Genomic DNA, 25,573 nt, shown 5'->3' with positions numbered 1-25,573 from the left:
TGGGAGCAAAGCAGAAAGTACTGGAGTACACTTGTGATTCCTCACATAAAAATACAATTTGAAATCAATTCACAACCCGGGCAAACCTATTTTACTCATAAATGGACTTGTGATTCCTCACATAAAAATACAATTTGAAATCAATTCACAACATGCTAATCCATTTGAAGGAGCAACACTCGCTTGTGATTCCTCACATAAAAATACAATAATAACAAATTAAAAAACATCAAATTTAAATATGTATAAACTATACACAAAGAAGTTTCTAATTAGCTGCTTGCTTTGTTTGTTAAAACATTTCTCGTTTTATTTTTTTACAGTTTTGAGAGCAAAAATTAACAAACTTGACGTTTTTCGGTATTTTTTAACTAAAAAAACACACTTATTTCTAATTTTTGAACTTTAAGGATATACAAATTCTTGTATAAAAACTCCCTTTTTTTCACTTAAATATCAAGAAGTTATTGACATTTATAACACAATCAAAAAAACCAAACCTCTAGAAAACAGCAACTTAACAAAAAAAAAATGACATAAGTTATCAACATAAGTGTGAATACTGTTTAGAACTAATAGATTAACAAAAAACAATTAGTCGTATCTTAGTGATAGTAACAGACCACCAGAGGGGTGGTCATAAATTTATTTATTATGATAGAGCTAAAATCTTTAGCAAAAGTTAATCCGCAAGACAGACAAGCGGATAAAAAGTATTATGCACAAGCAGTAGCCACCGGTACTACCGATCTGGAACGTTTGGCTTATTTGGTATCTAACCAAAGTACCGTACGCGAAGCAGATTGCTATGCTGTAATTTCTTCATTAGTTCACAACATTGTAGACGAACTAAAGCAAGGGAAAATTGTAAAGCTAGACAAACTGGGGTCTTTTCAGGTAGGTGTAAAATCTAAAGGATTGGAAACCCAAGAACAAGTATCGATTCATGCTGTGCAAAAATCTCATTTAAATTTTAGGCCTGACTTGCGCTTAAAAGAAATGCTAAACAACCTTAGATTCAAACTGATTGCTTAGCATTTTAAATTGTTAATTTAATAACTTGTTGTTTTGACCGAGAGCAAGTTACTAAAATTTGCTCAACCTATCTTATGGGTTGAGTTTTTTTTTTGATTACTACCTAACAAACTCTACAAAAAAGGTCACTACCTTTTTTAAAAAGTTACTGTACTTTTAACCTAAAGCTTATAAACTTTTTAACAAAAGTAACGGAGCTTTTTACCAAAAGCACCTGTACTTTTAAAAATTGTTACTTAGCTTTTTTTCACCAAACATTACACAAAGAAAAATCTTATAAAATCTTTAGATTTTTTTTCATCTCAGCTTCTTTTTTGTATTTCATTTGCTTTTTACAAAGGGCTTTTTACAAAGGCTAAAAACATTATTTTTGCAAGATGGATACAGCAAATATCAGACAGTTAAAAACGGAGTTAGAAAATTTAAACCGTGAAGAACTGAGTACTATTGTACTACGGTTGGCTAAGTTTAAAAAAGAAAACAAAGAGCTGTTAAGCTATTTGCTTTTTGAAAGTAGTGACGAATCTAACTACGTATTAGAAATTAAAAAAGAAATGGATCTTGAATTTGCCAGTATCAATACACAAAGTTACTATTACATAAAAAAAAGTGTTCGTAAAATCTTAAAAAATACAAAAACCTACATTCGTTACTCTAACTGCAAGGAAACCGAAGTAGAACTGCTTTTGTATTTTTGCAAAAAGCTTAGAGGCTTATCTCCATCCATTAGTCGAAACCAACAATTGCTGAATATCTTTGTACGTGAATTAAAGCTAGCCGAGAGAAAAATTGCAAGCCTACACCCAGATTTGCAATACGACTACCAGCAAAATATCGATATTTTAAAGAAATAACAGAAAATACTCACAAATCACATCAAAAACACATTTAAGGTATTAAATAATCAATTTATACTAACCTATACCTTAAACAATGCTTTTGATACAGTTTTTGTTAGGTCTACACAAGTATCTGTAAAGTGTTTTTAAACAGATACTTGTGTTATTAAGGGTAATTTTAGCAAAAGCAAACAGCACTATCCATTTGCTATATTTTTAACAACCCACTTAACCAAAAAAAGTATGAAAAAATGTCTACTTCTCCTTCTATGTGTTTTTGTGTACACATGCTCTTTTTCGCAATCCTTAGGATATCATCAACACAGAATTGCTATTAGTGCCGATGGAAACAAACAAGCCGATCATCATGATGAAGCTAAGTGGCCCAGAGCCGATCCAGATGACTGGGCAGGAACTCCAGCTGCTTTGGCAATGCTGGCAAAGGCAGGTTTGCAAGATCAGTTGGTTCACTTTTCTTACAACAATTTTATAGGGGCCCCAGCACATACCACCGAAACCAATCATATGGACAATAGTGTGCAAGGAGCTATTGAAAGGTGGAACTTTAATCGTTCTGTTTTTTTTGATGTTCCAGAAAACAACTCGGCAGCCATTACACATTTAGCCAATGAACTAAAAAAATCTACCGCAACAGATCCTCTGTACTTTATACATATGGGTCCTAGTGAGTTTTTCTATTTGGCCGTACAACAAGCTATAGACCAAGGAAATATTGAAGCTTTGTCTCATGTATACGTTATTTCTCATAGCGGATACAACGACAACCATTTACGCAGGTATGCTCATCATACTATGGAACAAACTATAACATTGAGTGGAGATCGTATTCAATACAAAAAAATTCAAGACCAAAATGCTTGCGACCAACCCAGCGTAAAATGGTGTTCGGATGATGATTTTAGCCCTTACTACAGGATGCGTGATAGCCAAGACGAAAACCTACGCTGGCTGTTTACAAGAATGCAAATCCCTGGTGGAAAAGGAGCCGATATTTCTGATGCAGGTATGATTTGGTACTTGTTAAAAGGAGACGAGTTTGGAAATCCATCTAAATTAGCCACTTTTATAGGGGATGGAATTACAACACCTACTGCTATTGATTGTGTGGATTATAGTTTGAATGCCATTAACGATTTTGAGATAGCTACCGTTACTGGTTTTGTACCTCATTACAAAGACACGGGTAGAAATGCTATTGGGATAAATGCAGCAATGTATCAAGACAAAGTTGCGGCTACTCAAAAAACATTTGAGGGGAATTCTGGAACCTACAATATTACCGTTACCTCGCTAACCGAAGAAGATGGGGAAAGTACTTACACATTAAAAATAAACGGTTCCTTGGTAGGTTCTTTCCAAAACCCAGAAGTAGAAAAAAGTGGAGATATGCAACCACACACTCATACTTTTACAAATGTATCTATTAAAAAAGGGGATGTTTTACAGGTTGAATCAAACACGCACACCAATGGTAAAATTCCAGAAGGTGATGGCACGGCTTGGGCAAGAGGACGTTGGAGAACCATAGATTTTAAGTGCTTAAGTGCTACTAGCAACAATCCTAGCAATACCGAAGATAAAACCTGCAACGTAGAAGAAGTAGACGGCCTGTTAGTTTTTGAAGCAGAACGTTTTGAACTTAAAGGAGCTTGGAAATTAGGAACCGATGCAGCAAAAGCATCAGGAGGAAAATACATTTATTACGATGGAGCAAACTCGTATGGTACTGTAAACCCATCACATAATATATCTTATACTTTTAAGATTAACAATCCTGGAACTTATACCTTTAAATGGATGATGCGGCAACCCGAAGGTGAAAGAGGGTCCGACTTGGGAAATGATGCTTGGTTCTATTTCTCAGATGATATAGGAAAAGGAAAAGACAAAGAGAAAAACGATATTATTTTAGGACAGTTTTACAAGTTCGTTGGTCGTAGTGACGATAATTTTACCTTAAATGGTGCTGTAGAAGTAAACCATGCACAGTCTTGGGTAAGAGCTGTGTTTCCTACAGCAGGAGAATACACACTAAACCTAAGCGGACGTTCTCATGGATTTCAGTTAGACAGGTTGATTTTGTACAAGGGAATTGCCTATGACGATTTACCTGCTGAACTAGCCAAAACAGCAGAAACACAAAACTGTAATGATGCAATACCTACAGCAATTGCATTAACACCTTCTCCTTTAGAAGTTCGTGTGGGGATAACCGAGGAATTAAGTGTTGCATTTCAACCTGCCAATGCAAATACTAATGTAACCTGGACAAGCAGTGACACTAGTATTGCAACCGTAGACGCTAACGGAAAAGTAACTGGAGTAAAAGAAGGAACGGTAACCGTTACAGCTACCTCCTCCGTAGACAATAGTATTAAGGGAACTGCTACTGTAAACGTAGTAAGCTACTTTGCCATTCCTGTAACAGGTATTACGGTTACTCCAGAAACCAGTACAGTCTATGTAGGAAATACTAAAAAAGTAACTGCTGCCATAAGTCCAACAAATGCAGACAACCAAAACTATACTTGGTCTAGTAGTGATGATACTATTGCAACGGTAAATAGCAATGGAACCGTAACCGCTATTAAATCGGGTACAGTTACTATTACCGCAACTACAGAGGATGGAAACTTTACAGATACTGCAATCATTACAGTGGATGTATTTACTGCTCCCTCCATTTCTTTTGATGATAACAATATTTACAAAACCACCACGTATTATGAAAATGGCGAATTGACCGTTACAGCTAACTTCCATGCGGGTTCTGGTAATACGGTTTTATCAGACAATGGGAAAGGAGTACGTTTCTGGCTACGCGAATTGGACAGCGGATGGAAAGTAAAAAAAGACTATACAGCCTACGATGCAAGTGTTATTGGGCAACAATCGGGTACAGCTACTGCTACCATATCTTTAGATGGGGCAACCCCTACTAAAGAATTAGATAATGGAAGCTTTTATTGGTTATGGATCAACTTCTACTCTAGCAACGATAGTACGAAAAGAGTTGCAGCTCAGATTAAAGACATCATCATTTTAGACCAAAGCTTAAGTGTTCGTACTATTGACATACAACATAAAATAAGCTTTGTTAACAACCCTGTTGAAGACCAAATTGTCTTAAAAGATAATTTTATAGGTAAAGAAGCTTTTATTTACAATGTTCAAGGAAACATTGTGCATCAAGAAATAATTAAAGGTTCTAAAATACTCGTTAACCATTTACCTTCTGGGTTGTACTTTTTACATATAGACAAAGGGCTTGCTAAGTTCATAAAAAAATAAGAAAGTTTATACTTACTATTTTTTCTTACATTACAAAAGGGAAGCTGTTGGTATCAGTTTCCCTTTTGTTTTTACCAAAAAAACACCCTTATCCTATTCGTTTTTTTGCCAAATACGTATGTACTCAATTTCATAATCTGCTGGTAAATCTGCTGCAGTAGGCAATCCTAACCAAGGAAACGTTTCAGAATCAAACCACAACCTATAAGCTACATCGGTAATCCATCTATCGGGTTCAGTACCTCCTTTGGTTACCAAATCTTTAGTAATCTGTCCTTCTGGATGCAAGATTCCGTCTATATATACATAAATATACTCCGAAGTCCACTCAAACCCGTATACATGAAAATCATCTGCTGTATTATAATCTGACTGAATGTTGGCTGTATACGTTGGTCCGTTAAAACGAGGTTGGTAAAAAGGATTATCTGGATTCCAGCTAATCATATTAAACTTTAATCTTTTTCTCCAAGCAGCATTGCTTTTATGCCCTCCAAAAGTCTCGAACATATCTAGCTCAGAACTTCTGTTTCCTGTAGTCCAAAAAGAACTAGTTATAGGAGCTTTGGCAGATTTACTTTTGATTTCCATATAACCAAATTGAAACATGTTTTTACTGATTACTGCTGCCGTAGTAATATTTTCATACTTATACACGGTTCCTCCTACTGTCTGAGTTTTTTCGGTATTGAATTCAAAGTCGGGTTGCCAACGTGTTTGCAATTTTAGTTTTCCATTTTCCAAACGTATATTGTCTGTAGAAAACTGAGACGGTGCCCTACCTATAAAGTTCGAATAATATTCGTTGTTTTTTCCTTGTATGTGCCATTTTTCTTCGTCCAATACAGCTGCTTCAAACTCATCGGACATTTTTGGATTTAAAATCCAATTCCCTGTGTTGTTTGGATCGGAAAGTGGGTATGTATTTTCACATTCACATGTTACTTTATTCAATACTTTTTCAGAGTCACAAACTATCTTACAAGCATTTGGTTTGTTCTTTTCAGACTCTTCTATCAAATCAGAAATATCATCATTTGAATCACTACTAGAAGAACAAGAAATAAAAAGAAAAAGAAGTGTAAAAAGACCTAAAAAATTACTGTGCTTGTATAGATTCATGTTTTTTGGTTTTAGTTTGACACAAAATTACATCAGAACCCAAACCACCATCAGCACTATTTTTACTCTTACTATCTTAAAAATGATATTTTATACTGATTGTATACCAAAATCTCTTAAAAAATAAAAAACCGCTATAAATGTAGCGGTTTTGTTATTATATCCATTGTTTTGGGTTCATCAAAACTTTAACAAGTTTCTCTTCCCAACTTCCTTCTTCTGGTTCATGGCAGTAATGCCATTGCACATGCGGTGGTAAACTCATCAAAATAGATTCTATTCTACCATTGGTTTTTAAACCAAATAAAGTCCCTCTATCATGAACTAAGTTAAACTCAACATAACGTCCCCTCCTAACCTCTTGCCAATCACGTTGCTCCTGAGTGTAATCTAGATCTTTGCGTTTGTTTACTATTGGCACGTAGCTATTCAAAAACGAGTTCCCAACCTCAGTTACAAAGTTATACCATTGTTCTAAAGACATTTCTTCAGTAGGCTTTAGGTAATCAAAAAACAAACCTCCGATACCTCTAGCTTCATTTCTATGAGCATTCCAAAAGTATTCATCACATTTCTTTTTGTACAAGGGATAAAATTCCGCACTATGTGCATCACAAGCATTTTTACAAACGGTATGGAAGTGAACAGCATCTTCTTCAAACAAATAATAAGGTGTTAAATCTTGTCCTCCGCCAAACCACTGTGTAACCACATTTCCAGATTCGTCGTACATTTCAAAATAACGCCAATTTGCATGTACTGTTGGCACCATAGGATTTTTAGGATGTATCACCAAACTCAAACCACAAGCATAAAAGTTTCCTTCTTCTACTCCAAACTGTTTGCGCAAAGCTAAAGGCAGTTCACCATGAACAGATGATATGTTTACTCCTCCTTTTTCAAAAACCTTTCCATTAGAAATCACACGAGTTCTTCCTCCACCTCCTTCAGGTCTATCCCACAAATCTTGTACAAACTTTGCCTCTCCATCTAAAGCTTCTAAACCTGTACAAATAGTGTCTTGTAATTGTTGTATGTAGTTGTAAAATTGTTCTTTCATATTTTTAGTTATCCGCTATTGGTAGTTGGTAGTTGGACTTTTGATGTAATTTTCTAACTACCAAAAGCAAAGCGTACCAAATACTAACGACTAATTACCATATTCTTTAACCGCTTCTATAAACGCTCCTGCATTTTCTAGTCCGATGTTTGGTAAAATACCGTGTCCTAAGTTTACTATGTATTTGTCTTTACCAAAAGCATCAATCATGGCAGTGACTTGCTTTTTTATTTCTGCTGGAGATGAAAACAATCTTGTGGGATCAAAATTTCCTTGCAAGGTAATGTTTCCTCCTGTTAATTTTCTTGCCCATTCTGGAGTTATGGTCCAATCAACCCCCAGAGCAGAAGCATTGGATTGTGCCATTTCTTCTAAAGCAAACCAACATCCTTTTCCGAAAGCAATTACTGGGGCATCATCTTTTAATGCTTCAATAATTTGGTTGATGTACTGCCAAGAAAACTCTTGATAATCTACTGGCGACAACATTCCTCCCCAAGAATCAAACACCTGAACCGCATTGACTCCTGCCGCTACTTTCTTTTTAAGATAAGCAATGGTTGTATCGGTAATTTTTTGTAACAACGCATGAGCCGCTAAGGGTTGTGTAAAGCAAAACTCCTTCGCTTTATCAAAGTTTTTTGAGCCTTGTCCTTGAATACAGTAACACAAAATTGTCCATGGCGAACCTGCAAATCCGATTAGTGGAATTTCATCATTCAACATTTCTTTGGTCAACTTAATAGCATCCATTACATAGCCTAAGGTTTCGTCAATATCAGGAACGATGGCTTTTTCTACATCTTGTAAGCTGCGAATAGGGTTTGGCAACCAAGGCCCCACTCCATTCTTCATTTCTACTTCAATGTTCATAGCTTGCGGAATGACCAAAATATCCGAAAACAAAATTGCTGCATCCATTCCGTACCTACGGATGGGTTGTACGGTAATTTCAGCCGCCAACTCTGGAGTCTGGCAACGTGTAAAAAAATCGTATTTCTTTTTGATTTCTTGAAACTCTGGCAAGTATCTTCCTGCTTGTCTCATCATCCACACTGGAGGTCGCTCTACAGTTTCACCTTTTAAGGCTCTTAGGTATAGGTTGTTTTTTATCATATTAGTATTTGGTTGTTGGTCGTTGGTCGTTGGACTTATTATCCTAACCATTCCCAATTGCTACTTTAGTAAGTATTTATTAAAACCTGATAATTTTCTTTGAATGATTTGTAATTTCTTAATCAAATCTTCAAACTCTATTTCTTCTATATAATTTAGCTCAAATGCTATTATCAGTTGGGTTTCTAACTCAAAAGCAGAACCTAAAGCGATATTAATAAATCTAGAAAAATCCTTATTACTATTTCTTCCTGCTCCTTCTGCTATATTTGATGGTATTGATACTGATGCTCTACATATTTGAGAAGTAATTCCATATACTTCTTGTTTAGGAAAGTCTCGAGTTATTTTATAAATACGAACACTTAAATCTTTAGATTCTATCCAAATTTCTAATTCTCTAAAATTGTGATGCATCTTTTATCCAAATACCAATTACAAACTACCAACTACCCCCATGGACTTATCAATAGCAACACTTAGTTTCTCTAATTCAACTTCTTTAATCTCTGTGGATAAGAACCAAGCTTCAAACTGAGAGGGTGGTAAAAACACTCCGTTCTCCATCATCGCCCAAAAGAATTTGGCAAACTTATCTGTATCTGAAGTTTGTGCATCAGTAAAATTGGTCACTTCCTTATTCGTAAAAAATGGATTGATCATTGACCCAAAACGATTTACAGTCAATTCAACTCCATATTTATTAGCAGAAGTCAACAACATACCCTCTACTTTTTCCGCAACTTCGTTAAACTGATCGTATGGGTTTTGTTTTTGTAACTCTGTTAAGGTTGAAATTCCAGCTGCCATGGCGATAGGATTTCCAGACAAGGTTCCTGCTTGGTACATACCTCCCAACGGAGCTACATTGCTCATAATTTCATCAGAAGCTCCATATGCTCCTACAGGAAAACCTCCACCAATTACTTTTCCTAAACAAGTAATATCTGCTTGAACTCCTATCAATTCTTGAGCTCCTCCAAATTGAGAACGGAAACCTGTCATGACCTCATCGCAAATTAGTAAAGCTCCTTTTTCTTTGGTCAATTCTCTTATTCCTTGTATAAATTCTTGAGTAGGTTCAACCACTCCCATATTTCCTGTTACAGGCTCTAAAATTACCGCAGCAATATCGTCGTTCTTTTCAAAATGTGCTTTTACACTTTCTAAATTGTTGTACTCAGCAATCAATGTATTTTCTACTGCTTGGGCGGGTACTCCTTTAGATCCTGGTAAACTTAATGTTGCCAAACCAGACCCTGCAGCTACCAACATGGCATCCATATGACCGTGGTAACACCCTGAAAACTTTACAATTTTATCACGATTGGTATGTGCTCTTGCCAATCGAATAGCACTCAACACCGCTTCGGTACCTGAGTTTACAAAACGAACCTTGTCCATCCCAGGAAATGCATCACAAACCAACTTGGCCAATTTAATTTCAGCATGGGTTGATGCTCCAAAAGAATAGCCTTTTTTTAAGGCTTGTGCTACTGCTTTCTCTACATTTTTATTGCGATGTCCCAAAATCATCGGGCCGTACGATAGTACCATGTCAATATACTTATTGCCATCTACGTCTTTGATGTATGCTCCTTTTGCTTTGTCTATAAATAAAGGATTTCCTCCTACAGAAGCAAAAGCTCTTACGGGTGAGTTAACAGCTCCTACTAGGTTTTCACAACCTTTTTTGTATAGTTTTTCTGAATTTTTTGTATTCATATTTTTATAGTATCTGGTATTTAGACTTTAAAATCTCTACACTCACTACTTGTTTCTTAATATCCTAGCTACTTCCTTGGCAAAATAAGTTAGTATAATATCTGCTCCTGCACGTTTCATAGACAAGAGGGATTCTAACATTGTTTTTTCTCCATCCAGCCAACCTTTTTCTGCAGCCGCTTTTAACATAGCATATTCTCCACTTACGTTGTATGCTGTAATAGGGACATCGTAATTGTCTTTTAATAATTTGATGATGTCTAAATATGCCAAAGCAGGTTTTACCATAATCATATCTGCCCCTTCTGTAATATCCAAATCTGCTTCAATCAATGCTTCTTTTGCATTGGCAGGGTTCATTTGATAGCTTTTCTTATCCCCAAATTTTGGAGCAGAATCTAATGCATCTCTAAACGGCCCGTAAAAAGCACTTGCATATTTTGCGGTGTAAGACATAATTGAAACGTTGGTATATCCTGCTTGATCTAATACATTTCTGATGTAAGCTACACGACCATCCATCATATCTGAAGGTCCAAGAATGTCTGCTCCTGCTTCTGCTTGTGCCAATGCCATTTTGCCTAAAATTTCAAGTGTTTCATCGTTTAAAATCTCACCCTTCTCTACAATACCGTCATGACCATCACTCGAATAAGGATCCATGGCAATGTCCGTCATTAAGGCAATGTCTGGAAATTGAGTTTTAATTTCTTTTAGCGCTGTATTGTACAAACTATTGGGGTTGTAACCTTCCGTTGCGTATTTGTCTTTTTTATCTTCTCCTAAAGATGGAAATATACAAAACCCTTTGATTCCTAATGCTGCACATTCTTTGATTTCTTCTAATAACAAATCCAACGTATAGCGGTAAATATTAGGCATCGAAGCTATTTCTTCTTTTTTCCCTGTTCCTTCAATTAAAAATAAAGGAAAAATTAAATCATTTACAGACAATGTGGTTTCCGCTACCATTGTTCTAATTGCAGCAGACTTTCGGTTTCTTCTAGGCCTTCTTATTCTGTTCATTTTTTATTTTTTTGATGTTCGATGTTTGCATGTAACAAAACACGTTTCTCTTTACACTTTTTGTTTTGTATCAAATACTCTAATCACTCAAAACTTCTTTCGCTTTTTCAAGTACTGCTTCTACGGTGGTGGTGTTAGAAATATATACTTTATTAAAATGTTTTAATGCTTCTGTAGCTGTGGTGTTCCCAATGCACACTACAGGAATATCTAATGCTTTATTTTTTTGCACAAAACTTAGAATCCCCGATGGACTGTAAAATAGAATTGCATCTAGGGATTGATTTATTTCTTGAGGAGTTAATTGTGTTTGATACACCTCGTATTCAGCAACCATTACTCCATTTTGTGCCATTAAACTGGTCAGGTCATTGCTTTTTAAATTTCCGCAAAACCAACTAATTTCCCGAATTTCATCAAACTGAGTTATCAGGATTTGTGCCAATGTTGCTCCATCTTTTCCCATACCAGCAACTTGAATTCCATGTTTTTCTAAGACTGATTTTGTTTTTGTTCCTACGCAATACACTTGTTGAAATAAAGAAGCTGAAACGTTATTTTTTTCGAATACTGCAATCACACTATTTACACTTGTAAAAACGGCATGTTGTATCTTTTCATTCATTGCCAACCCTTTTCCATACACAATTGAGATCATGGGAACTTCCAAAATTTTGTATGCAGCCAACAAAGCTTTTTGTGTAGTGGTTAGTTTTTTGGTTGAGAGAATTGTCATGTTTTGGTTATTCGCTTTTCGTTTTTCAGAAGATCGACTTACAAAAATCGTTGTTTACTTATTTGTTAACTACTTTTTTTATTTCCTGCATTAGCTCTTTTCCTCCATTTGCTAGAATTTCATCGGCACAGCTTTTTCCTAAATCTTGTGCCTTGTCTTTACTCACAATTTTAAACACTGATTTTTGTTGTTTTCCATCCAAGGAACTCAACAAACCGTTAAAGGAAATTTTATCGTCAATAATTTCAGCATAGCCTCCAATTGGTGCTGTACATCCACCTTCCAACCTACGCATAAAAGCACGTTCTATTGCCACACAAAGAGCCGTATCAGGATGGTTCAATTGTTCACATGCTTGCAACACCATTGGATTGGATTCCAAAGCTGTAATCATAATAGCTCCCTGAGCAGGTGCAGGTACCATCCAATCTAACACTACGTGGTTTTTTGGCAATAAGTTGATACGTTCTAATCCCGCTTTGGCAAAAATAGCTCCGTTCCAGTCATTGTCTTGTAGCTTTTGCAAACGGGTATTTACATTTCCTCGCAAATCTGTTAAGGTATGTGTAGGATATTTATGCAACCACTGTGCAGTTCTACGCAAACTTCCAGTTGCAATGGTCGCTCCGTCTGCAAACAGTTCTTTCTGTTCTCCTTTGTATACAACAATATCATGAATGGCAGCACGTTCTAACACAGCTGCCTGTACAATGGTTTCTGGCAATTGAGTAGGCACATCTTTTAGCGAGTGAACCGCAATATCAATTTGTCCGCGTAGCATGGCAACATCAAGGGTTTTGGTAAACACTCCCATGCTTCCTATTTGGTGTAATGGAATGTCTAGAACCTCATCTCCCACAGAAGACAGTTCTACAATTTTGGTAGAATATCCCAGTTTTTCTAATTTCCCTTGTACCAAATGTGCCTGCCATAAAGCTAGCTCACTGCTTCTTGTTCCAATTCTAATCGGTTTACTCATCAGGAATTGCTGCATTAAATATTTTACTTACCACTTCTATACTTTGATCTACGGAAGTACCTTCGTCTTTTAAGTGTTTGACAAACTGTGTGGTTATTTTTTGGATTAATCTAGAGGTAATCTGCTCTGCATGTTCTGTATTAAAACCTTCTATTTTCTTTTGATGAAAATTGATTTCGTCTTCTTGAATAGATTGCAAGGAAAGCTTTAGAGCATTCACTGCAGGAGTAAATTTTCTATGAGCTAGCCAGTTAGAAAATTCCTCTTTGTATTTTTCTATAATCAACTTAGCTTTAGGAATTTCTGCCTGTCTAATTGCCAAGGTCTTGTCTGTTATTTTAGACAACTGATCTACGTTTACCAAGGTTACGTTTTCATATTCTTTAAGATCTTTGTCTACATTTTCGGGCATCGATAAATCTAAGATCAGTAGCGTTTTGTCTGACTTGATATTTTTAGCAGTAATGGTTGGTTTTTCTGCTCCTGTAGAAACAATCAATACATCTGCATCTTCTATTTCCACTTCTAAATTTTCTACCTTATTGATAGCTATATGCTCGTGCTGATCAGCAAACTCCACTGCTCGGGCATGTGTTCTATTGATTAGATGAATGTTGGTGTTTTCAGTATACTTTAATAAATTTTTACAAGCATTTTTTCCTATTTCTCCTAATCCATAAACCAACATTCTTTTGGAATTGTAATTGGTTACATTTTCTACAATATACTGGGTAGCAGCATACGCTACAGAGGTTGTTCCTGAGCTTAATTTGGTATGATTTTTTACTTCTTTGCTAGCCTGTAAAACATTGTTCATCAATCGTTCTAAATACGTATTTACCGTTCCGTACTTTTGAGCCAATTGATACGCTTGCTTTAACTGTCCTACAATTTCATAATCTCCTAAAATCTGACTTTCGAGCCCTGTTCCTATGTTAAACAAATGCTGAATGGCTTCAGCATCTTTGTAAATATTGGAAAACTTGACAAAATCTTCTACAGTTCCGTTTGAATGTTCGCACAATAACGAAATCAGCTCAAAAGGATGTTTGGCAAAACCTGTTACCTCTGTTCTGTTACAAGTAGAAACTACCAAAACTCCTTGAATCCCTTTGGACTTAGCATCTTTTAACAAACTGATTTGCTTTTGCTTAGACAAACTAAATGCACTTCGTGTTTGTACATCTGCCTTCTTGTAGCTTACCCCAACATTGTAGAGTTTTGTCCCTGGTTGTTTTATTTTCATATGTTCGCACACCATAAGTATCGGCAAAAGTACTACCAATATAGATTAGACAATATCGCTAAAAGGACTATAAATACCTCTTAGAGGTTTTTAAACTAATTTATAACCAATCTAAACAGTCTAAAAACCTAGTGATTCCTATATAAATATGACGAAAATCATAAATATTTATAAAAATATTCGGAAATCTTTTTTTGCTATTTTTCACATTCTAATTAGGCTAATTAGCGTAAATTTGCATCAAAACCCCTAAAAAACAACGATAAAAGATGATGCCTTTTGATTCTAAAAAATTCCAAAACATCGACAAAAGTACTCATTTGCTAATCGATGAAAAAAACATGTTTTCTTTGTTTAATTTTAACAACGAAACTTCTGAAAATCAATATTTTGTTCACACAACACAACACAACTATATTCAGCTTTTCTTTAATCTAAAAACCATTTGTAAAGTAGCTTTTAACATGGAGCATTGTGCTATTGAGCTAGAAAGCAACGAATCTGGAATGGTTTATTTTAATGAAGAACATACCAATATTCTTTTTTCGCTACCTCCAGACAGTCAACTAATCGCTTTATTGATTCCAGTACAATACTTTCATTCGCTTTTTACCAAAGAAGAAAACTACTTGTTAAATTTTGACAATTTTGTGATTGGAAAACCCATCATAGAAAAAAAAGAAACTCCAGTTACACAACAGGTTGTTCTGCATCAAATTACACACAAAAAAGACAACTCACCACTAGACCAGTTATTCATCAAAGCAAAAGCTTACGAATTGTTTAGCTTGTACTTTAGCCACTCCGAAGAAAACAGCAACGAAAATTGCCCATTTATTTCTAACGAAGAAACCATATCACAGTTAAAAAAAGCAAAGGAAATCATTTTAGAAAACTTGGCAGATCCCCCATCTTTAGAAGAATTAGCCAAAACTGTAGGATTGAATATCAAAAAACTAAAGCAAGGGTTTAAAGAAGTGTATGGTGCACCAGTGTTTACTTTTCTGCTAAACTATAAATTGGAATACTCCAAAAAACTTCTTTTAGAAAATAAGCTTAACGTAAACGAAATCGGAAATAAAATTGGCTACAGCTCGTCTAGCCACTTTATTGCTGCATTTAAGCGTAAATTTGGAATTACTCCGAAACAATTCACCAAACAACAAAATAACTAATGGAGCAGCTAACACATACAGAGGTAAGCAACCCTCAAAAAACTTTTCCTATAGCTGTTATTGCTGATGAATTGAGAACACCACAAAATGTAGGCATGTGCTTACGGGTTTGCGAAGCTTTTGGAATAGACACATTTTACCAAAACGAGCAATCACCTAACATCGATAACAGACTGGTGCAAAGAACTGCACGAAACGCTGAGAAACGAGTAGCTATTAAAACCTATAAAAATTTACTACATCAACTACAACGTTTAAAAGAAGAAGGTTATTTGTTGTTAGCTTTGGAAATTACCGACAAAAGTAAAGACTTAAGTCAGTTTGTTTTTAGCAATGACACAAAAATAGCATTGGTGATTGGTTCAGAACGTTTTGGCATCACTCCAGAAGCTCTGGATATTTGTAAGGAAAGTGTCCACATTCAAATGTTTGGACAAAACTCATCCATGAATGTTGTAAACAGTTTAAGCGTTTGCTTGTACGAAATAACAAAACAACTCAACTAGATTTAAACAAACTTTTAATAATGAAAGGAATTTTATTAGTCAACCTAGGATCGCCCAACAGCACATCGGTAAAAGATGTAAAAAAGTACTTAGATGAATTTTTAATGGACGGAAGAGTTATTGATGTCCCGTATGTAATGAGATGCTTGTTGGTTAAAGGAATTATCTTAAATACAAGACCCAAACAATCTGCAGAAGCCTACAGCAAAGTATGGACCGAAGAAGGATCTCCGTTAATTGTAATTTCTGAAAAATTTACCCATAAGGTAAAACAACAGATTAACGCACCAGTTGCTTTAGCCATGCGTTACGGTAGTCCATCAATAGAAAGCGGTATTAAAGAACTAAAAACACAAGGAGTAAACCAGATTTTAGTGGTTCCATTATATCCACAGTTTGCCATGGCAACCACAGAAACCATTACTGCTTTGGCTGATAAAATTGTAAGAGATCAATTTCCTGACATTACACTTACTCATTTCCCTGCTTTTTACAATCAACCAGACTATATTGATGTGTTAGCCAAGAGTATTCAGGAAACATTAGACAAGGAAGATTATGATCATTTGCTATTTTCTTATCATGGAGTTCCAGAAAAACACATTCGCAATTCGGATGTTACTCAAAGCCATTGCGAACTGAATGGTGCTTGTTGCACTACACCGTCTAAGGCTCATGAATTTTGCTACCGACATCAATGTTACGCAACCACCCAAGGTGTGGTAGAGAAATTGGGACTACAACCTGGTTTTTACAGTACCTCATTCCAGTCTAGATTAGGAAAAGATCCTTGGCTACAACCCTATACAGATATGACTATTAACGATAGAGCACAAAACGGAATAAAAAAATTAGCTGTGGTTACTCCTGCTTTTGTAGCAGATTGTCTAGAAACCATAGAAGAAATTGGCATGGAAGCCAAAGAGGAGTTTGAAGAGAATACAGGAGAATTGTTCACTACTATACCTTGCCTAAACGACAGAGACGACTGGGTACAAGTAGTTACAAACTGGTTAAATAACTGGTTAGTAGAAAAAAAATAATTTTAATAAATACATAGGGCTGACACCGCAAATATTAGTTTTTTTTCAAGAAGTGTTGCTATTAAAAATTACAAACTCATCAAATTGTGTGTATAAAAAAGCAGTTAGGTGCTCTATCACCTAACTGCTTTATATATTTTAGTTAGCTATTTTTTTTTTATTATTTTTTTATAAATTTTATATTTTTTCCGTTATCAAAACTAACATAATAGACACCATTTACTAAATTACGAATATCTATTTTAAAATCTTTTGCTAAAACTCCTTTTACAATCTCAACACCAATAACATTGTAAATAGTATATTTTTTTAACTCATCAACTTTTTCTATGTATATATAGTCCGAAGAAGGATTAGGATACAAAGCAATTTTTTCCGTATGTACATTTGCTACACTTAGTGTTGGCACAGTAAATACAATATCGTCTAAAGCAAAAGAATCTTCGCCTGCTGCACTAGTAATAGTAAAAGAATTTACATTTGTCCAATTTAAAGCTACTGTAGAACCTGCATTTTTAGTAATTAATTGTGTTACACTTGAGTTATTCCCTCCTGAAGGTGTAAAAGTCCAATCATAATCACCGGATGTAGTAGGATCAAATGCAAAAACAGATGTGATATTAATCGGAGAACTAAAAGAAACTGTTACCGATGTGTTTTGATTAATCATATAGGTGTAAACTATATTTCCTGATGAACCACTATATCCATTTGGATTATAAAGCGTTTCATCTTCTATAGATGTAGTAAATGCAGCTGTAATACCAGAAACTTTTTGAGTTATTTGTTCTCCTTCATGAACAGCCGTTTCCCAATCAAAAGTTTGAGAGAAAGAAAAAATACTAATCAAAAATAAAAGTAATGTAGGGTAAGTTTTTTTCATTTGTTATTAAGTTATTATACGCTAACTATTGTAATAGCCTGCAAAAATAGACAACAACACACATTACTTTATTATTTTTTTTATTGATTCCTATCAAAACAAATGTACCTAAAATGATATAACACAATTCAGAGGGGTAAAAAATGTAAAATTCTTCTTATTTAGACGAACCAATATTTTTGCTTAAACACAACAATTAGTCATGATCCGTGATCCATTAAAAAACAATATCTTAAACAAAAAAAGCACCTCTAAAAAGAGATGCTTTTTGCGGTCTGGACGGGACTCGAACCATTTACGCTATGCCTTATAAAACAGTACTAAGTAGTACTTTATGTTTAGTATACTAACCGATTTACTAACCTTCTAAATTGATACTATTTGTTATCAATTGACTTTCAATCGTCTCTACAAATTTACGACTTAACACTCTATAAATCAACATAAATGATGTTAAATTTTATGAAACCTGTTTCAAATATTGATTGATAATTTCGATATTTATCCCGCTATATTCAGCGAATTCTTCAGAGGTAATAAATTGGTGGGGTTGCTTATCAAAATGTTCTCTAATCTCTTTTAAAAGTCTCCTACCATAACGTTCACTTCTTCCAGTAATACACTGAATGTCTTTTGGATAAATACATGCTCTGGTAATTTTCATGATTTTATACTTTAACTATGCTTTATCTATACTTTATCCATGGGGTAAATATACACCATTTCGGAAAGAAAAGCTTTTAACGGCCTGTATAACACCTTGTTTTTGATTTCTATATAAGATAATAATTCTTTTGCTATAAATCTTAAAATCATATTATTATGGCAAAACAAACAGGTATTATCAAACTAAAAGGAACTATCGGAGATATTTCTTTTTACAAAACAACAGATGGGCATTTGGCTCGTGGTAAAGGGGGAATTGACCCTGAAAGAATCAAAAACGATCCTGCGTTTCAAAGAACACGTGAAAACGGTTCTGAGTTTGGAACCGCTGGTAAAGGTGGAAAGCTTTTAAGAAACGCAATTCGTATTCTTTTACAGAATGCTAAAGACAAACGTGTGACTAGTAGATTGACTACTCAAGTATTAAAAGTAGTAAAAACGGATGCAGGAAATCCACGTGGACAAAGAACCATTCAAGGAGGAACTTTTGGTTTGTTAGCAAACTTTGAATTCAACATCAATGGTAAACTAGCGTCTACTCTTTTTGCTTTGTACACGCATGCTTTTGATCGTGTAACTGGGGATGCAACGGTAAACATTCCAGTGTTTAAACCAAACGTGCAAATTGCTGCTCCTGCTGGAACTACGCATTTTAAAATTGTGACTGGGGTTGCTGAGTTGGACTTTGAAAATGAAGCTTTTGCTTTTGACAATGATGAAACAGCTATTTTACCTTATGATGGTAATGATACTGCTATCATTGACTTGACTGCTTCTGCTCCTGCAAACTCAGTACTTCCAATTGTACAGGTCTTAGGTGTTGAGTTTTATCAAGAAGTAAATGGTGAAATGTACCCGTTGAAAAATGGTTCTTACAATGCTTTAGCAATCAAGATTGCTGAAAAAGTGTAAGTACATGGATATCCATTTACATAGAACTTATTTTAAAGAGAGTACCAACGGTGCTCTCTTTATCCATGATTCTTTTTTTGGATTCTGTATCGAGTTGCCCTGGTTAAATAATCGTAGAAATGTTTCTTGTATTCCAGAGGGAACTTACATCTTAAAAGCTAGGTATTCTCAAAAATTCGGACATCATTTGATTTTGGAAAATGTTAAAAATAGGACACTTATTTTGATTCATCCTGCCAATGATGCTTTGAAAGAACTTAAAGGCTGTATCGCTCCTGTAACTTGTTTATCAGGTATTGGAAAAGGTACTTCTTCCAAAAATTTATTAAACAAATTGGTTTCTAAATGTTATCAAGCTTTTGACAGAAATGAAACCGTTAAACTCATTATTAAATCTTAGAACTTATGAATATTCAAGAACGATTAACACAACCGACACCTTCATTTTTTAGAAAACTTAGAAACATTGGTTTGGCTCTTGCAGCTGCAAGCGGGGCCATCTTGGCTGCCCCAATTGCTTTGCCTACTGCTGTGATTAGTATTGCCGGATATGTAGCAGTTGCCGGAACGGTGGCTACTGCGGTCAGTCAAGCTGTGGTGTCTGATAAAAACTAAAAAAGCTATGGGAAATCTTCAATTAAAATCAACCGTGTTTGGAGGTACATTGTTTACCACCCTAGCAAATATCAAACTACACGATGTTTACTTCACTATCATCATGGCGGTCATTGGTGCTGTGGTCAGCTTCTTTGTTTCGCTCCTTTTACGTAAGATTTTTTTGAAGTAACTTCTAGTTGTTAGCCTTTAGCTATTAGCTGTTGGCAAAATATTAAAATCTCCTGGTCTTTTGATCAGGAGATTTTTTTATGCGTTGATTTTATTTTTCTTTTGACCAAAACAAGATTGTATATAGGCTTGTTTTAATTGCTCTATTTTAGAAAGTACTTGTGTTAGCCTTATTTGCTCCTGGTTTAATCTTTTAATGATTTGTATATGTTTCACAACCTCAGCATTTAAAGACAAACCTTCTTTTAAAGTCTTAGAACAATCATTTATAGTAATAAATGGAATGACACTCCCTTTCAAATAATAGGCGAAAAAACCGCCTATTTGAAGCATCATTGATAAATGAAATAAAGTGTTTTTATCCTCTTCTGTTGTGGTGGTCACCACAAAGCAGTTCGGACAAGGATTGTACAGCGGTTTACCGCTGTTCAATCCTTTGTTTAAAATAAAAAAGTGTGGTTGGTCGTAGGTCATCCCTACTCGGTGGGTTTTGATTTCAAAAAAGTGCATAGCTATCCAATTAAAGTTGCTACACTGCGTTCCGCAACAATATTTTTTTGGAGAAAAAAGATGCCTATAACATTGTTGCTGTGGCAGATGCTGTCAAGCTTTTTGGAAAAAAGTTTGGAGAAAGAATGCATAGTTTTTTGAAATACTTATCAAAGTTTTTATCAAAACCCGGAGGGCTTGAACTTGATAGCATTGAGCGTTGGATGAAGGGAAGCAACGAAATTGGCAACCTTTTTTATTTAAATAATTTCTTTCTTTTTCAAAGGCTTAAAGCAAGTGGTTTGTAATGTAACGTAGTGGAATGGAAAACCTCTTGCTGTACGGTGCTGAGGTGGGTATATTTTAAACAATCAGATTAGAATAAAAATTATTACCGACCGCAAGCACATGGCAAATTGGAATTGTAAAATTTCTTATGATGATAAACTAAATGTTTTCTTTTTTATAAAATGTATCGATGGACTGAAATGAGGTAAAACAGCCTTGAGCCAAACGGTGGGCTGAGTGTGCAAATAGTGGAACGGTTTGCGGACACAGACCAAGCGCTAGCGAGCCGCCTTGCGAGTGGAGCAACGGGTGTTGCAAAGAAAAGCATGAGGAACGAATGTGGTTTGCAGCTATGTGTGGAGTTGAACGGCAGGTTTTTGTATTTTTTCAAACAAAAACCTAGAGAGAAACGGAACAATACACAAGGGTGCCGATTTAATTGCTAGAGCCTGTGTGTTGGATGATGTGGTTGGCAAAAAGGCGGAGGCAACACAATCAAGAACCTGCAGCCCGTAGCGACCTGCAAGGCGAGCTAAAATTATGGCAATGGTTGGATGTGTTGTGGCTGAACGAAATGAACCGAAGCCATGAGTGTGAATGCAGTGAAGTGACAAAAGCAGACAAAGGAATTGCCGTGAGGACTGATTGAGGAACGCAACAACCGTGACAAACTTGGAGCGTAGCGGAAACCCAAAGGGCAATAACACTCTTTTTTTGAACTTTAAAAATAATAGGAAAGCTTAAAAAAAGTGTATTATAGGTTTGGCGGGGTTGTTTGCTGACGATTGAAGGAGGAACACCGCTTTACCTGTTAATTTATATTTACTTTGATTAACGCATCACGAAATTTATTTATCTTAATATCCTTAAGATGTCTGTTTACTTCTCTTTATTCATTCTTGATTTATCAATACCCCATGTTGATTTTGCTAAATCTTCTAATTTAGCAATAAATTTATCTACATTTAAACCTGCTATAAATGCAACTGCTATAAAACCATAAGATGAAGTAGGTGTAATCATTTCAGAATTTAAAATTAAAACACCTGCTTTTAAAAAAATATAACTTGCAATACCACTTAAAACACTTGTAATAGGTCGGATATAATACCACAATTCCCATTTTATATCCCATTGGTTTTTGACACATTTATTTATATAAATTGACCTAAATAAATATAGTACACCTCCAAAACCTGATGCTATAATTGATTTAAATGGTAAAATCATACTAGTCTTTAAAACAAACCATTTTTCAAAATAACCAATTGATAATAAGAATAAGACTATTGTTATAAAACACAACCAACATATTATTTTTTTCATTTATACATTTATTTTAATATTAAATCCATTATCACCTAGAATAATCATTACTACAGGTTCACCACTTATTTTTCTATCATCTTTTAATTGGTCAAATTGTATAATATCGTCTTGACTCATTGATATTGAGCTACCTTTAGGGTGCGAATGCCATTCACCCATATAATATATAAATTCATTTGTGATTTTAGAAACTTCATTTAATGTTGAACTTATATTATCAATACCTCTAATAAAATTATACGGTTTTTCAATACTGTCAGCAGGAGATAAAATAGTATCTGTTAAGTATACTTTTTTATAAAGTTTATCTACACCACCTAAAAGTATTCCTCCAGTTTCTACAGGAAGTTTAATAACTCTATGAGATTTTAATTTATCAATCAACACTTTACTTATATAAATTTTCCATTCATTAATTTCTTTCACTGTCCAATCTATAATTTTAAAATTATAATTATGGATAGTATAATTCTCACCTAATAACCAAATATTCAATCTAGCCTCATTTTTAGTGTGATTAGACTTAAAGAATTTAGATAGTATTCCTGAAAATATAGAAATATCTTCTTGACTAATTTTGGATGTTATATCTCTACAACCTCTTGCATATCTTATTTTAGTTTCTTCTGAATAATTTAAAAAATCATTTAATTTTTGATTATTAATTAATTCAGAATAGTATTGATATTCAAGTAAATCTAACGTAATGTTATTACTTATATCATCAGTAAGCAATACCAGACCTGTTCCAGACGGGTTTAAAAAAGCCGTGTATTTAGTGTTTTCTTTAAATACTTTTGTTAAATATCTTTGTACTCCTATAGATGTTGAAATATCAATTATTATATCACTCTTTGGTATAGACAAAGGATCTATATCAAGAATATTTTTATTAATAGGTTTTGAAAAAACTTCAGAGTTTAAAAGTTTGTTAGCATCACTAGAAATTATTTTAGCCTTAAACTCAGAAACAGCATTTGTTCTATCAATACTTGAATGTTTGGTAAGATTATGAGGTAATAAAACATCATTGTCAATTAATGTCCATTTTCCTAAACCAGATTTAGCTAAGTTCATAAAAAAATGAGAACCAAGGGCTCCACAACCTATTAAACTTACATTTGGCTGTGAAATTTTATCATTTGAGATAGTAGAATATTCTCTAGCACTTTCAATATCAAAATCATAAATATTTGATATTATTTCAATTTTAATAGATTTTGATTTTATCTCATCTAGTTTATCAGTTGTAATATTTTTAAAATTAAATGGTAGATTGTAACCCAATAAATAACACAAATCACCAAAAGATTGATTTAATTTACCCAAAAATATATTCTGATTAATATTTCCATTAAATTTATAAGGAGAATTTATAGCTATAAAATATTCATGTTTAAATATTGAAGGATCAACATATTTACCTTTCAATAAGCTATCTATCCTTGATTTTATTTCTTTTTTTATTAAATACAAAAAATCTACACCATGTTCTTTGTATATTTTCATTAAATCATATAAAGTATCAATTGAGTGGTAAACTATATTATTTTCTACGCATTTTATTTCAACATATGAAAAATTAAAATACTTTGTCTTATTTGATTCCTGAGGGGTTAATCTATATATATTATTATCTAATTTTTCTATGTGATTAAACCCTTTTTGTATTATCACAATATTATTACCATGAATAAAAGGTTCAGGAGGTTGGTCACTTTGATGAAGTTCGTCTTTGGCTGTTAATTCTAACCATTTTTTAATAGAGTTTAAAAAAAATGTTCCAGACCATTTGTGTTTTAATTCTATGAAAGTATCTTCAAAAATGCATAAACTAATAGGTGAATCAAAATTTGTGTAATTTGTGTGAGGCAAACCTTTATTGAACCCCTCTCTTAAAGCATAAACAAAAGGTAATCGATCATCATCATTTGTAACCAATATCAGTATTTCTTCAAATTCCTTAATGCCATTTTTAGGTTTATTTGATATTTCTAATTCAAATTTTAAGTATATAAGTTCATCATCATTAGAATTCTTTTCTAATTTAATTAATTCTATTAATGGACTGTTCCTATCGATGTCTTTAATTATATCTTTTGAATATTTATGTTGAACATCTATACTTCTAATTCTGTATGGGTTATATAATTTTGGATTTATAATCATACTAACCAGCTCTAGATGGAATAACAGTACCTTGAGAAATAGATTCTTTAGCTCTTTTTAATAAGGTTGCTCCATTATCATCAATTCCAAACACAATTGGTAATTTATATGTATTATAAAACTCTTCCGTATTATAAAAATTATTATCTGCTACAATTTTTACATATTCATCTTTAGCTTTATAATGTGGTGGATTATCATCGTTGTTTTCTATTTTTTTAGATGTAGCTATGATTTTTGCACCTGATAATTTATAATTTAATATATCAATAGATGTTTGTTTTGGTTTTGAGTTATCAATACCTCTTTCAATATCTTTATATGGCGTATCATTAAAAAATGACCAAGAGCAATGATGAGGAGTTTGAAAAATATCCCAATTTAATTTTTCCACATCATTTTTCTCACAGGTAAATTTTATTTTTTCCCATACTTTATGGTCAGAGTCACCACCGAAGATAACTCTTGTAGACAATTCTTTACTAATAGAATTAAAAAACCTTGCTTGAAACACTATTGATGCAGAATTTCTATCATTTAGATTAAAGCAATTTTCAAGATGTTCTTTGAATGGGGCATGTATATAAATATTAAAGTTTGGTAATGTTTTATCATTAATACTATCAACAATATCACCTGGTATATAAGTTGGAACATTATTAAAATCTCCATTTATATCTGAACCAATAAGCATCAGTCTATTTCCTTTACTATTAGCTGAAAAATTATTATTTTTATACAAATCCCTTCTCCTAACAACTTCTTTTTTTATGTAATCGGCATCTGAATCTTTTATTATTGTTTCATCATTTAAAATATGTGCATTAACCCATAGTTCATCAATAATAATTTTATCACAATTTGATGATTGATTAGAAATATCTCCCGAATAAAAGTTGTTTTTAAAACCTAGACAATGATCTTCATCATGATGAGATAGTATAAACAAATCGGTGTATGTTTTATTGTCTTTTTTGGGTAATGAGTTATTTAAGTCTTTTCTTACATCAAATACTTCATCTTTAACTTCTCTTATTTTACAATCAGTTATAATTGTAATATCATCATTGTCTTTTGAGATAATCATTAATGAAGAGTCACCATTTCCAACTGGATAATATTTAATAATAT

Annotated in this window: 25 protein-coding genes; 10 read left to right on the top strand and 15 right to left on the bottom strand. The window is 33.9% G+C overall.

What is annotated here, in order from left to right; translation table 11 throughout:
- Nucleotides 1-654: 654 nt before the first annotated feature.
- The 3 genes from FS85_RS0113230 (at nucleotide 655) to FS85_RS16490 (ending at nucleotide 5,186) form a co-directional block, all read left to right on the top strand.
- On the top strand, nucleotides 655-1,035 hold the full coding sequence (locus FS85_RS0113230; protein ID WP_010136832.1) for an HU family DNA-binding protein: 381 nt from the start codon (nucleotides 655-657) through the stop codon (nucleotides 1,033-1,035).
- Nucleotides 1,036-1,412: 377 nt separating this feature from the next.
- Complete coding sequence (locus tag FS85_RS0113225) at nucleotides 1,413-1,889, top strand: hypothetical protein (RefSeq protein ID WP_010136831.1); 477 nt, start codon at nucleotides 1,413-1,415, stop codon at nucleotides 1,887-1,889.
- 228 nt (nucleotides 1,890-2,117) lie between these two features.
- Nucleotides 2,118-5,186, top strand: coding sequence for an Ig-like domain-containing protein (locus tag FS85_RS16490; RefSeq protein ID WP_010136830.1), 3,069 nt, complete (start codon nucleotides 2,118-2,120; stop codon nucleotides 5,184-5,186).
- 93 nt (nucleotides 5,187-5,279) lie between these two features.
- Here FS85_RS16490 and FS85_RS15745 read toward each other — a convergent pair whose 3' ends face one another.
- The 9 genes from FS85_RS15745 to hemA form a co-directional block, all read right to left on the bottom strand.
- A complete protein-coding gene (locus tag FS85_RS15745; RefSeq protein ID WP_010136828.1) occupies nucleotides 5,280-6,308 on the bottom strand; it encodes a family 16 glycosylhydrolase in 1,029 nt (342 codons plus the stop codon).
- A gap of 157 nt (nucleotides 6,309-6,465) precedes the next feature.
- Complete coding sequence (hemF, locus tag FS85_RS0113200) at nucleotides 6,466-7,368, bottom strand: oxygen-dependent coproporphyrinogen oxidase (RefSeq protein ID WP_010136827.1); 903 nt, start codon at nucleotides 7,366-7,368, stop codon at nucleotides 6,466-6,468.
- 90 nt (nucleotides 7,369-7,458) lie between these two features.
- On the bottom strand, nucleotides 7,459-8,484 hold the full coding sequence (hemE, locus tag FS85_RS0113195; protein WP_010136826.1) for a uroporphyrinogen decarboxylase: 1,026 nt from the start codon (nucleotides 8,482-8,484) through the stop codon (nucleotides 7,459-7,461).
- A gap of 60 nt (nucleotides 8,485-8,544) precedes the next feature.
- Entirely contained in the window at nucleotides 8,545-8,901 is a 357-nt protein-coding gene (locus FS85_RS0113190; RefSeq protein ID WP_010136824.1) for a four helix bundle protein, read from the bottom strand.
- An 18-nt stretch (nucleotides 8,902-8,919) separates the two neighbouring features.
- Nucleotides 8,920-10,209: a glutamate-1-semialdehyde 2,1-aminomutase gene (gene hemL, locus FS85_RS0113185; RefSeq protein WP_010136823.1), complete on the bottom strand. Its 1,290-nt coding sequence runs from the start codon at nucleotides 10,207-10,209 to the stop codon at nucleotides 8,920-8,922.
- A 45-nt stretch (nucleotides 10,210-10,254) separates the two neighbouring features.
- Nucleotides 10,255-11,235, bottom strand: coding sequence for a porphobilinogen synthase (hemB, locus tag FS85_RS0113180; RefSeq protein ID WP_010136822.1), 981 nt, complete (start codon nucleotides 11,233-11,235; stop codon nucleotides 10,255-10,257).
- Between the two features lie 79 nt (nucleotides 11,236-11,314).
- Entirely contained in the window at nucleotides 11,315-11,971 is a 657-nt protein-coding gene (locus tag FS85_RS0113175; RefSeq protein WP_010136821.1) for a uroporphyrinogen-III synthase, read from the bottom strand.
- A gap of 58 nt (nucleotides 11,972-12,029) precedes the next feature.
- The gene (gene hemC / locus FS85_RS0113170) at nucleotides 12,030-12,950 is read right to left on the bottom strand and encodes a hydroxymethylbilane synthase (RefSeq protein ID WP_010136820.1); all 921 of its coding nucleotides are present in this window, start codon (nucleotides 12,948-12,950) and stop codon (nucleotides 12,030-12,032) included.
- Nucleotides 12,943-14,196, bottom strand: coding sequence for a glutamyl-tRNA reductase (hemA, locus tag FS85_RS0113165; protein WP_010136819.1), 1,254 nt, complete (start codon nucleotides 14,194-14,196; stop codon nucleotides 12,943-12,945). The genes hemC and hemA overlap by 8 nt, the downstream gene beginning before the upstream one ends.
- Nucleotides 14,197-14,465: 269 nt before the next feature.
- Here hemA and FS85_RS0113160 point away from each other — a divergent pair, with 269 nt between their 5' ends.
- From FS85_RS0113160 to hemH, 3 genes are read left to right on the top strand one after another with little or no spacing between them, the layout of a single operon-like run.
- Nucleotides 14,466-15,371 carry a helix-turn-helix domain-containing protein gene (locus FS85_RS0113160; RefSeq protein ID WP_010136818.1) on the top strand — a complete coding sequence of 302 codons (906 nt, stop codon included), beginning with the start codon at nucleotides 14,466-14,468 and terminating at the stop codon, nucleotides 15,369-15,371.
- A complete protein-coding gene (locus FS85_RS0113155) occupies nucleotides 15,371-15,877 on the top strand; it encodes a TrmH family RNA methyltransferase (RefSeq protein ID WP_010136817.1) in 507 nt (168 codons plus the stop codon). Before FS85_RS0113160 ends, FS85_RS0113155 begins: the two co-directional genes overlap by 1 nt.
- Nucleotides 15,878-15,897: 20 nt before the next feature.
- Entirely contained in the window at nucleotides 15,898-16,920 is a 1,023-nt protein-coding gene (gene hemH / locus FS85_RS0113150; RefSeq protein WP_010136815.1) for a ferrochelatase, read from the top strand.
- Between the two features lie 160 nt (nucleotides 16,921-17,080).
- Here hemH and FS85_RS16240 read toward each other — a convergent pair whose 3' ends face one another.
- The gene (locus FS85_RS16240) at nucleotides 17,081-17,803 is read right to left on the bottom strand and encodes a T9SS type A sorting domain-containing protein (protein ID WP_010136814.1); all 723 of its coding nucleotides are present in this window, start codon (nucleotides 17,801-17,803) and stop codon (nucleotides 17,081-17,083) included.
- A 460-nt stretch (nucleotides 17,804-18,263) separates the two neighbouring features.
- Nucleotides 18,264-18,467: a hypothetical protein gene (locus FS85_RS16485; RefSeq protein WP_010136813.1), complete on the bottom strand. Its 204-nt coding sequence runs from the start codon at nucleotides 18,465-18,467 to the stop codon at nucleotides 18,264-18,266.
- 158 nt (nucleotides 18,468-18,625) lie between these two features.
- Between FS85_RS16485 and FS85_RS0113135 the strand changes: the two genes are divergently transcribed.
- From FS85_RS0113135 to FS85_RS0113125, 3 genes are read left to right on the top strand one after another with little or no spacing between them, the layout of a single operon-like run.
- Nucleotides 18,626-19,381, top strand: coding sequence for a hypothetical protein (locus FS85_RS0113135; RefSeq protein WP_010136812.1), 756 nt, complete (start codon nucleotides 18,626-18,628; stop codon nucleotides 19,379-19,381).
- A 4-nt stretch (nucleotides 19,382-19,385) separates the two neighbouring features.
- Complete coding sequence (locus tag FS85_RS0113130; protein WP_010136811.1) at nucleotides 19,386-19,781, top strand: DUF5675 family protein; 396 nt, start codon at nucleotides 19,386-19,388, stop codon at nucleotides 19,779-19,781.
- Between the two features lie 5 nt (nucleotides 19,782-19,786).
- Nucleotides 19,787-19,996: a hypothetical protein gene (locus tag FS85_RS0113125; protein WP_010136810.1), complete on the top strand. Its 210-nt coding sequence runs from the start codon at nucleotides 19,787-19,789 to the stop codon at nucleotides 19,994-19,996.
- Nucleotides 19,997-20,245: 249 nt separating this feature from the next.
- On the opposite strand, the gene FS85_RS0113120 is transcribed toward FS85_RS0113125, so the two are convergent.
- Nucleotides 20,246-20,677, bottom strand: coding sequence for a DUF6943 family protein (locus FS85_RS0113120; protein ID WP_029489481.1), 432 nt, complete (start codon nucleotides 20,675-20,677; stop codon nucleotides 20,246-20,248).
- A 47-nt stretch (nucleotides 20,678-20,724) separates the two neighbouring features.
- On the opposite strand from FS85_RS0113120, the gene FS85_RS0113115 reads away from it, so the two are divergent.
- Entirely contained in the window at nucleotides 20,725-20,964 is a 240-nt protein-coding gene (locus tag FS85_RS0113115) for a hypothetical protein (RefSeq protein WP_010136808.1), read from the top strand.
- Between the two features lie 859 nt (nucleotides 20,965-21,823).
- On the opposite strand, the gene FS85_RS16565 is transcribed toward FS85_RS0113115, so the two are convergent.
- The 3 genes from FS85_RS16565 to FS85_RS16765 all read right to left on the bottom strand — a co-directional run.
- Nucleotides 21,824-22,270 (bottom strand): hypothetical protein, encoded by a 447-nt coding sequence (locus tag FS85_RS16565; RefSeq protein ID WP_010136806.1) that lies wholly within the window; start codon nucleotides 22,268-22,270, stop codon nucleotides 21,824-21,826.
- On the bottom strand, nucleotides 22,271-24,442 hold the full coding sequence (locus FS85_RS16560; protein WP_010136805.1) for a ThiF family adenylyltransferase: 2,172 nt from the start codon (nucleotides 24,440-24,442) through the stop codon (nucleotides 22,271-22,273).
- A 1-nt stretch (nucleotide 24,443) separates the two neighbouring features.
- Nucleotides 24,444-25,573: hypothetical protein (locus FS85_RS16765; protein WP_029489479.1), on the bottom strand; the 1,130-nt coding region annotated here is incomplete at its 5' end.

It is taken from the genome of Ochrovirga pacifica (assembly GCF_000220525.1).
GTDB lineage: Bacteria > Bacteroidota > Bacteroidia > Flavobacteriales > Flavobacteriaceae > Ochrovirga > Ochrovirga pacifica.
Note: the sequence above shows the minus strand (reverse complement) of the source record. Positions and strands in the feature narration are given on the sequence as shown.